This is a genomic window from Cryobacterium glucosi (assembly GCF_004402235.1).
Taxonomy (GTDB): domain Bacteria; phylum Actinomycetota; class Actinomycetes; order Actinomycetales; family Microbacteriaceae; genus Cryobacterium; species Cryobacterium glucosi.
The window spans coordinates 64,463-73,385 of the sequence record NZ_SOFS01000029.1 but is presented as its reverse complement, the minus strand read 5'-3'; the positions used below and the strand labels follow the sequence as shown (position 1 = coordinate 73,385).

The 8,923-nt window shown below is 68.9% G+C and carries 8 protein-coding genes; 2 read left to right on the top strand and 6 right to left on the bottom strand.

What is annotated here, in order from left to right:
* Positions 1 to 517 precede the first annotated feature (517 nt).
* Positions 518 to 1,819 carry a tyrosine--tRNA ligase gene (gene tyrS / locus E3O46_RS13335; protein WP_241975411.1) on the bottom strand — a complete coding sequence of 434 codons (1,302 nt, stop codon included), beginning with the start codon at positions 1,817 to 1,819 and terminating at the stop codon, positions 518 to 520.
* 166 nt (positions 1,820 to 1,985) lie between these two features.
* Here tyrS and E3O46_RS13330 point away from each other — a divergent pair, with 166 nt between their 5' ends.
* Both E3O46_RS13330 and E3O46_RS13325 read left to right on the top strand, forming a co-directional pair.
* Complete coding sequence (locus tag E3O46_RS13330) at positions 1,986 to 2,669, top strand: winged helix-turn-helix transcriptional regulator (protein ID WP_134561850.1); 684 nt, start codon at positions 1,986 to 1,988, stop codon at positions 2,667 to 2,669.
* On the top strand, positions 2,666 to 3,265 hold the full coding sequence (locus E3O46_RS13325; RefSeq protein ID WP_134559705.1) for a hypothetical protein: 600 nt from the start codon (positions 2,666 to 2,668) through the stop codon (positions 3,263 to 3,265). Before E3O46_RS13330 ends, E3O46_RS13325 begins: the two co-directional genes overlap by 4 nt.
* 61 nt (positions 3,266 to 3,326) lie before the next feature.
* Here the strand turns inward: E3O46_RS13325 and E3O46_RS13320 are convergent, their stop codons facing one another.
* Genes E3O46_RS13320 through E3O46_RS13300 form a run of 5 tightly spaced genes read right to left on the bottom strand, consistent with a single transcriptional unit; the run spans position 3,327 to position 8,902 of the window.
* The gene (locus tag E3O46_RS13320; protein WP_134561849.1) at positions 3,327 to 3,938 is read right to left on the bottom strand and encodes a DNA-3-methyladenine glycosylase; all 612 of its coding nucleotides are present in this window, start codon (positions 3,936 to 3,938) and stop codon (positions 3,327 to 3,329) included.
* A gap of 53 nt (positions 3,939 to 3,991) precedes the next feature.
* Positions 3,992 to 5,428 (bottom strand): argininosuccinate lyase, encoded by a 1,437-nt coding sequence (gene argH, locus E3O46_RS13315; protein ID WP_134447018.1) that lies wholly within the window; start codon positions 5,426 to 5,428, stop codon positions 3,992 to 3,994.
* A gap of 10 nt (positions 5,429 to 5,438) precedes the next feature.
* The gene (locus tag E3O46_RS13310; RefSeq protein WP_134561848.1) at positions 5,439 to 6,638 is read right to left on the bottom strand and encodes an argininosuccinate synthase; all 1,200 of its coding nucleotides are present in this window, start codon (positions 6,636 to 6,638) and stop codon (positions 5,439 to 5,441) included.
* 33 nt (positions 6,639 to 6,671) lie between these two features.
* On the bottom strand, positions 6,672 to 7,604 hold the full coding sequence (gene argF, locus E3O46_RS13305; protein WP_134561847.1) for an ornithine carbamoyltransferase: 933 nt from the start codon (positions 7,602 to 7,604) through the stop codon (positions 6,672 to 6,674).
* Positions 7,605 to 7,639: 35 nt separating this feature from the next.
* Positions 7,640 to 8,902 carry an acetylornithine transaminase gene (locus tag E3O46_RS13300; protein ID WP_134447013.1) on the bottom strand — a complete coding sequence of 421 codons (1,263 nt, stop codon included), beginning with the start codon at positions 8,900 to 8,902 and terminating at the stop codon, positions 7,640 to 7,642.
* Between the last annotated feature and the right edge of the window lie 21 nt (positions 8,903 to 8,923).

The following is an 8,923-nucleotide window of genomic DNA, read 5'->3' as shown; positions in this document are numbered from 1 at the left end:
GGCATTTGACATTGTGCACGCTGTTGAGTTCTCAAGGATCGGACGCACCCGGCTTCAGGCCACACCGTAACCGGCTTAGTGGCTGTCGCTCCGAGGCAACTTGTCTAACCTAACCTCCCCCGCAGCCCCTGTCAAATCGGCCGGAACCCCGCTTCTCGACACGAAAACGCGTCCACAAAAGGAGTTCAACCAATCCGACAAAACTTACGGGAGGAAGACTTTCAAGCCTACGCCTCGCACATCTGAATCAAGGATTCGAGAGTGAGAAGAGCGTAAAACTTCGGTCCCACGTGAGGCCGGAAAGCACTGCGGCTTTTCCGCACCTTTGGGGTACGTGAAGACATTACGTGCCCCCACCACCCCCGTCAAAACCCGCACCACCCCGGGCGTGTCACGCCCCTGCCCACGCCGCCCCTAGCATCCGCGAGAGTACGATTTTGGCCCTTAAACCGGAGGTTTAAGGGCCAAAATCGTACTCTCGCGGCGGGGACTGCTCGACGAAGACGCCGGGCAGGGACTACTCGACGAAGACGCCGGCCAGGGTCTTCTTGCCGCGGCGGAGCACGGCGACACCACCGGGGAGCACGGCCCCCTCGATGGTCTGGTCCTCGCTGAGGACCTTGACGTTGTTCAGGTACACCCCGCCCTGCTTGATCGCGCGCCGGGCCTCGCTCAGGCTCGTCGTGAGTCCGGTGTCCACGAGCAACTGCATGACGGGTGCGTGCGGGGCCGTTGTCGTGTTGGGGAGTTCACGCAGGGCGGCCTCGAGGGTCTCCTCGTCGAGGTCGGCGAGGTCACCCTGGCCGAAGAGGGCCTGCGCGGCGTGGATGGCAGCATCCGTCGCCGCCCGCCCGTGCACGAGGCTCGTCACCGAGACGGCGAGGGTGCGCTGGGCGAGCCGCTTGAAGGGTTCCGTGGCAACCGATTCCTCGAGGCCCTCGATCTCGGCCCGCGTCAGGAACGTGAAGATCTTGAGGCGCAGGATCACATCGGCGTCGTCGGTGTTGAGCCAGAACTGGTAGAAGGCGTATGGGCTCGTCAGGGTGGGGTCGAGCCAGACGGCGTTGCCCTCGCTCTTGCCGAACTTGGTGCCGTCGCTGTTCGTGATCAGTGGTGTTCCGATGGCGTGCACGCTCGCACCCTCTGCCTTGCGGATCAGGTCCGTGCCGCTCGTGAGATTGCCCCACTGGTCGCTGCCCCCGGTCTGCAGCACGCAGCCGTGCGCGCGGAAGAGCTCGAGGAAGTCCAGGCCCTGCAGCACCTGGTAGCTGAACTCGGTGTAGCTGATGCCGGCGTCGGAGTTCAGCCGCGCGCTCACCGCATCCTTCTTGAGCATGGTGCCGACCCGGAAGTACTTGCCGATGTCGCGCAGGAAGTCGATCGCGCTGAGCGGACCGGTCCAGTCGAGGTTGTTCACCAGGGTGACGGGATTGTCGCCCTCCGCGCTCAGGAAGCGCGACACCTGCGCCTGCAGGTAGCCGACCCAGGTGCCGACGGTGTCCTTGGTGTTCAGCACCCGCTCCGCGGTGGGCCGCGGGTCGCCGATCAGACCGGTGGAACCGCCGACGAGGCCGAGCGGCCGGTGACCGGCGAGCTGCAGGCGGCGCATCAGCAGGAGCTGGACGAGATTTCCGAGGTGCAGGCTCGGCGCGGTCGGGTCGAACCCGCAATAGAAGGTGATCGGCTCCCCCGCGAGCAGCGCGCGCAGCTCGGCCTCGTCGGTCGACACCTGCACGAGGCCACGCCAGGAGATCTCCTCCCAGACATTCTCGAAGGTGACGTCGTTGGATTGCTGCTTGAGGATCACGGGATCTGACACGCAGCCCAGATTACCAGCGCGGCCGTGCCGGGCCGGGAGGACAGGCCTGAGCCTTCATCGTGAATAATTAAGCCTGAAGAATGAATATTCAGATATATAGCGTGTACGCTTACTTTATGCGGGCGAACTCCCGCGCTGCACAGCAATCGCACCGGAGGGCGCGCTCATGTTCGTGATCACCGCAGACCAGATCGACAGTCGCCACGACCGGGACCGGGCCGGCGAGATGATCGCCCGCCTCGCCGCCGACTTCGGCCCCGCCTTCCTCCTGCCGCCAGACCAGACCTCCGGCGACGAGATCCAGGCGCTGCTCACCGACGCCGCGACCGCGCTCGACGTCGTGTTCGCGCTGCACCGGTCGGGGCACTGGAGCATCGGCCTCGGCATCGGCCCGGTCCGGGTGCCGCTCCCCCACGCCACCCGGCAGGCCTCCGGCGCGGCATTCATCGCCGCGCGGGCCGCCGTGACGCGAGCCAAGAAAGCGGATGCCCGCTTCGCCCTCGACGCAGACGGGTCCGGGGCCACGGCGGCCGGGGCATCCGCCGGCCGGGCCCACCCCGGCTTGCCCGCTGGCGCACCGATTCTGGCCGGCGCCGAGGTCGAGGCGCTCATCGCGACCGTGCTCCTGCTCCGCCAGCGCCGCTCGCCGGAGGGCTGGGCGGCGGTCGACCTGCTGCGCGGCGGGCTCAGCCAGGTCGACATCGCCGCCCGGCTCGGGATCACGCCCGCCGCGGTGAGCCAGCGGATCAAGTCCTCGCTCTGGAGGGTCGAGGAGGCTGCACACCCCGCACTCGTTAGGCTCGTGGAAGACCTCGAGCAGACTTCGACAGAAACGGACACCGCCGGATGACGATCCAGTCCTTCCAGATCCTCGCCACGCTGTACTGGATGCTGCTGTTGCTCGTGACGATCGGCTCGCTCGTCTGCGCCGTGCTCGCGTTCCGGTGGCGGAAGCAGACCTTCGCGATCATCTCGGCGGGCGGCCTCGCCGGCGCCCTGCTGATCGCGGCGGCCCCCGCTCCGGGCGGCAGCGACACCTTCGGCGTCATCCTCGGACTGATCGCACTCGCCCTCGCCGTCGTCGGCGGCGGTCCGATGGCCCTGCTCGCACTCGACTTCGCCACCCACGATTCCGCGCGGCCCGGCCAGCACGGCGGCATCCTCGTCGACGACGGCGCGACGCCCGCAGCACCCGGCGCGGCCGGTGCCGTGCACGAGGTGCTCCGCGGCGGTCTCATGATCGGCATCCTCGAACGGCTCGCGGTCGCGGGGGCGATCCTCGCCGGGTTCCCCGAGGCGATCGCCGTCGTCGTCGCCATCAAGGGCGTCGGCCGGTTCACCGAACTCACCGAGGCCGAAACCCGTGAGCGCTTCATCATCGGCACCTTCGCGAGCCTGATCTGGGCCTGCGCGTGCGCCGCCCTCGTGAAGATCGCGACGAGCTGAGCGACTGCGTGCGCTGAGTTACGGCCCCTCTGCGCGATCGGGAGGGTGTTTTGTCGGTGGCTTAAACCCCCGACGCGTTTCCAAGCTGCGGATGCCGCCGGTAGGGCGACACGGTCGGCTCGCCCGGGAGCCAGAATCGCCACGGGAACGCCACTCCCCCGCCGGGACCGCTCACGCCGGTGCGCGGACCGGTGCGTACCGCCGGCGCAGGAATGGCGGGAAGGGTCAGCTCGAACGGCAGGGCGCCGAGATCGGCGCCGTCGTCGCCGAGCCCGATACCGAGGGCGATCGTGAGCCGCGCCGGTCCCCTGGCCAGATCGCCGTCGGTCTTCGAGGTCGTGCGGCGCGACCGGGCTTCGGCCAGTCCGTCGACGATCTCGCCTCCGCGGAGCAGGAGCGCTGACGCGGCACCCTCCGGGGAACAGACGATGTTGGCGCAGACGTGCATCCCATAGCTGAAATACGCGTAGAGGTGCCCGGGCGGGCCGTACATGGTCGCATTACGCCGGGTGCGACCCCGGAAGGCATGCGAGCCCGGGTCGGTTCCGTCGCCGAGGTAGGCCTCCACCTCGGTGATGCGCAGCGCGACCCCGCCGTGGCGGAGAACCGCACCGAGCACGAGCGGGGCGAGTTCGATCGCCGGCCGTGCGAGCAGCTCCCGGTCGAGGCTCACCGGCGGCGCCCGTCACGTCGCAGTTCCCGCGCGGCGTTCACCCGTGGCGCCCGCTAGAGCGCGAGTGCCGAGGCGAGCACGCGCACCCGGGCAACGAGCACGGCCCGTTGCTCGGCAACGCGAACCGGGGCGGTGCCGCCCTGGCCGTCGCGACCCTCGACGGACCCGTGGATGCTCAGCACGCTGCGCACCTCGGGGGTCAGGTGCGCGGAGATCGTGAGGAGCGCGTCATCGTCGACCTCGTGGAGTTCGAGTTCGTTCTGCTCGGCGTACTTCACGAGGAGCCCGGTGATCTCGTGCGCGTCCCGGAACGACACACGCTGCTTGACGAGCCATTCGGCGACATCGGTGGCCAGGGAGTAGCCCGCGGGGGCGAGTTCCGCCATCCGCTCGGTGTGGAAGGTCAGCGTCGCGATCATGCCGGCGAAGGCGGGCAGGAGCACCTCGAGGGTGTCGATCGAGTCGAAGACGGGTTCCTTGTCCTCCTGCAGGTCGCGGTTGTACGCTAGCGGGAGACCCTTGAGGGTCGTGAGCAGGCCGGTGAGGTTGCCGATCATGCGACCGGACTTGCCGCGGGCGAGTTCGGCGATGTCGGGGTTCTTCTTCTGCGGCATGATCGAGGACCCGGTCGAGTACGCGTCGTCAAGGGTGACGAAACCGAATTCGCGGGTGTTCCAGAGGATGATCTCCTCGGCGAGGCGGGAGATGTCGATGCCGATCTGGGCGGTGATGTACGCGAACTCGGCGACGAGGTCGCGGCTCGCGGTTCCGTCGATCGAGTTCTCGACGACGTGGCCGAAGCCGAGGTCGGTCGCGACGAGCCGGGCGTCGAGGCCGAGGGTGTTCCCGGCGAGGGCGCCGGAACCGTACGGCGAGTAGTCCGCGCGCTTGCCCCAGTCGGTGAAGCGTTCGAGGTCGCGCACGAGCGGCCAGCAGTGCGCGAAGAGGTGGTGGGCGAGGAGCACCGGCTGCGCATGCTGCAGGTGGGTGCGCCCGGGCATGATCGCGGTCTCGTTGGCCTCGGCCTGGGCGGCGAGGGCGTCGATCACCGTGATCAGGTGCGCGGAGATGCTCGCGGCCTTGTCGCGGAGCAGCATCCGGATCAGGGTGGCGACCTGGTCGTTCCGGCTGCGCCCGGCGCGGAGCTTGCCGCCGAGCGGGGCGCCGACGATGTCGATCAGGCCGCGTTCGAGGGCGGAGTGCACGTCCTCGTCGCTCTCGGCAGGCTGGAAGCTTCCATCGTTGATGGCGGCGTCGAGCCGGTCGAGCCCGGCGATCATGGCGGCGAGTTCTTCGGCGCTCAGGTAACCAGCGGCGGCCAGGGCACGGGCGTGAGCCCGGGAACCCCGGATGTCGTATGGCGCGAGTGGCCAGTCGAACTGGGTCGACTTGCTCAACCGTGCGAGCTCGGGGCTCGGTCCCCCGGCGAAGCGGCCACCCCAGAGGGCGCCCGCCTCACCGGCGCGGTTGACCGGAGAATCGCCTGTCATGCTCCGGACCCTACTTGCCGGCCAGGTCGCGGCGTGCGGAGATCTTGCTCGGCAGCGACCACAGCTCGATGAACCCCTTGGCCATGCTCTGGTCGAAGGTGTCTCCGGTGTCGTAGGTGGCGAGGTTGAAGTCGTAGAGGCTCTGCGGGCTCGTGCGGCCGGTGACGACCGCGGTGCCGGCGTGCAGCTTGAGGCGGATGTCGCCGGTCACGTACTTCTGCGTCTCGTCGATCAACACGTCGAGGGCACGCTTGAGGCCGGAGAACCAGAGCCCGTCGTAGACGAGTTCTGCCCACTTGGCCTCGACGCCGCGCTTGTAGCGGGCGAGGTCGCGTTCGATGGTCATGTTCTCGAGCTCTTCGTGCGCGGCGATGAGGGCGATGCCGGCGGGGGCCTCGTAGACCTCGCGGCTCTTGATGCCGACGAGGCGGTCTTCGACCATGTCGATCCGGCCGACGCCCTGGTCGCCGGCGAGCTTGTTCATGATCTCGATGGCCTGCAGAGGCGTGACGGGCTTGCCGTCGATCGCGACGGGGACGCCCTGGTCGAAGCGGATGACGACCTCGGTCGCGTCCCGCGTGACCGTGGGGTCCTGGGTGTACGTGTAGAGGTCCTCGATCGGCGCGTTCCACGGGTCTTCGAGGAAGCCGGTCTCGACCGCGCGGCCGTAGACGTTCTGGTCGATCGAGTACGGGCTCTTCGCGGACTGCTTGATCGGCAGGTTGTGCTCCGCGGCGTAGATGATGGCCTTGTCGCGGGTCAGCGCGAAGTCCCGGACCGGGGCGAGGGAGATCAGGTCGGGAGCGAGCGCGGCGACGGCGGCCTCGAACCGGACCTGGTCGTTGCCCTTGCCGGTGCAGCCGTGGGCGACGCTGTCGGCGCCGAGCGCCTTGGCGGTGGAGGCGAGGTACTTGGCGATCAGCGGGCGGCTGAGCGCGGAGACGAGCGGGTAGCGCTTCTGGTACAGCGCGTTGGCCTTGAGAGCCGGGACGATGTAGTCGTTGGCGAATTCGTCCTTCGCGTCGACGACGATGGCCTCGACGGCGCCGCAGTCGAGCGCACGCTGGCGGATGGCCTCCATGTCTTCGCCGTCCTGCCCGACGTCGATGGCGAGTGCTACGACCTCCTTGCCGGTCGCATCCTTCAGCCAGCCGATGCCGACCGAGGTATCCAGTCCACCGGAGTATGCGAGCACAACACGTTCAGCCATGGTTCTCCCTCTAAATATCTACTAAGTCTCAGTTTACGGGTTGGTGTTGTGGCCGAGCAGCCAGACCAGCAGCGCCTTCTGCGCGTGCAGGCGGTTCTCGGCCTCATCCCAGATGATGCTCTGCGGCCCGTCGATGACGTCCGCGGTGACCTCGTAACCGCGGTCGGCGGGGAGGCAGTGCATGAAGAGCGCGTCGGGCTTGGCGCGGGCGAGCAGCGCGCTGTCGACGCGGTAGGCGCCGAGGGAGGCGACGCGTGCGGCCTTCTCGTCCTCGAATCCCATCGACACCCAGGTGTCCGTGACGACGACGTCGACGCCGGTGACCGCTTCCGCGGGGTCGGTGTAGAGGGTGATCGAGCCGCCGGTCTTCGCGGCGATGGCCTCGGCATCCGCCAGGACCTGCGGCTGCGGGGTGTAGCCGGCCGGGGAGGCGACACGGATGTGCATGCCCGCCGTCGCGCCGGCGAGGAGGTAGGAGTGCGCCATGTTGCAGGCGCCGTCGCCGAGGAAGGTCAGGGTGAGGCCGGCGAGCTCGCCGCGGTGTTCGCGGATGGTGAGCAGGTCGGCGAGGAGCTGGCAGGGGTGGAAGTCGTCGGAGAGCGCGTTGACGACGGGCACGGTGGTGCCGAGGGCCATCTCCTCGAGGCCGGCCTGGCCGTAGGTGCGCCAGACGATCGCGGCGACCTGGCGTTCGAGCACGCGGGCGGTATCGCCCGCGGTCTCCTTGCCCCCAAGCTGGCTGTTGGCGGTGCTGATGATCAGCGGGCTTCCGCCGAGGTCGGCGATGCCGACGGCGAAGGACACCCGGGTGCGGGTCGACGACTTGTCGAAGATCACGGCGACGGTCTGGGGGCCCGCGAGGGGTTTCGCCTGGAATCGGTCGCGCTTGAGCTCAACGGCCAGGTCGAGGATCTCGGCTTGTTCGGCCGGGGAGATGTCGTCGTCGCGCAGGAAATGGCGGGTCACGGGGTCACTTTCGCTGGAATGGGGGATTCTTCAGCCTAGAGGCTGGCCAGGGCGAGCCCGAATCGGCGCCCGAATTCGGCCAGCTCGGCCTCGCCGACGATGAGGGGCGGCGCGAGCCGGATGGTGGACTCGTTTGCGGCGTTGATGATGAGGCCGGCCTCGAGGGCCGCGTCGGCGAGCTTCAGGGCCACGGGCTCGGCGAGTCCGATTCCGAGCAGCAGGCCGCGGCCCCGCACCTCGAGGATGTGCGGGGAGTCGAAGCCGAGGATCAGGTCGCGGAGCTGCTCGCCGCGGCGGGCGGCGTTGGCGACGAGGCCGTCCCGCTCGATGATGCCGAGCACGGTGTTGGCGGTCGTGGTCGCGAGCGGGTTCCCGCCGAAGGTCGAGCCGTGCTGGCCGCGCTGGAACAGCTCGGACGTCGCACCGAAGGTGACGAGGGCGCCGATCGGTACCCCGCCGCCGATGCCCTTGGCGATCGAGATCGCATCGGGCAGGATGCCGTCGTGCTGGTACGCGAACCAGTCTCCGGTGCGTCCGGCACCGGTCTGCACCTCGTCGAGGATGAGCAGGACCCCGTGCCGGGTGCAGAGCTCTCGGGCGCGGCGCAGGAAGCCGTCCGGCAGGTCGATGACGCCGGCTTCCCCCTGCACGGGCTCGAGGAACAGGGCGGCGACGGTGTCGTCGATCGCGGCCTCGAGGGCCTCGAAGGTCGCGTGGATGTGCTCGACGCCGCCGGGCACCGGCAGGAACGGCGCCCGCATGGCGGGCTTGCCTGACAGGGCGAGGGCGCCCATGGTGCGGCCGTGGAAGGACTCGTGCAACGAGAGGATGCGGGTGCGCGGCCGACCGGGCTCACTCCCGATATTGAGGCGGGCGAGTTTGAAGGCCGCCTCGTTGGCCTCGGCGCCCGAGTTGCAGAAGTAGACACGGCCGGCCGGGCCGGCCCCGGTGATGCGCTTGAGCCGTTCGGCGAGCTCGATCTGCGAGGGGGACGCGAAGTAGTTGGAGATGTGCGCGAGGGTGCCGACCTGGGCTGACACGGCGGCGACCATCTCGGGGTGGGCGTGCCCGAGGGAGTTGACGGCGATGCCCGCGAGGAAGTCGAGGTATTCGGTGCCGTTCTCGTCCCAGACGTAGCAGCCGGCGCCGCGGACGAGCATCGCGCGCGGCGGCGCGAAGGTGAGCATCATCGCCGCGGTGTATCGGTCCCGCCAGCCCTCGCTGCGTTCCGCGAGCGTGGCCGCGTCGGTCGTGCCCGCGTAGGTTGCCGGTGAGTCGGTGATCGTTTCGCCTGTCATTCTCAAATCCGTCGTGTCGGT

Coding starts and splice junctions, on each gene's coding strand:
- argH (WP_134447018.1), bottom strand. CDS start 5,428: ATGACAGGCGATTCTCCGGTCAACCGCGCCGGTGAGGCGGGCGCCCTC.
- E3O46_RS13325 (WP_134559705.1), top strand. CDS start 2,666: ATGACGATCCAGTCCTTCCAGATCCTCGCCACGCTGTACTGGATGCTG.
- E3O46_RS13330 (WP_134561850.1), top strand. CDS start 1,986: ATGTTCGTGATCACCGCAGACCAGATCGACAGTCGCCACGACCGGGAC.
- E3O46_RS13310 (WP_134561848.1), bottom strand. CDS start 6,638: ATGGCTGAACGTGTTGTGCTCGCATACTCCGGTGGACTGGATACCTCG.
- E3O46_RS13300 (WP_134447013.1), bottom strand. CDS start 8,902: ATGACAGGCGAAACGATCACCGACTCACCGGCAACCTACGCGGGCACG.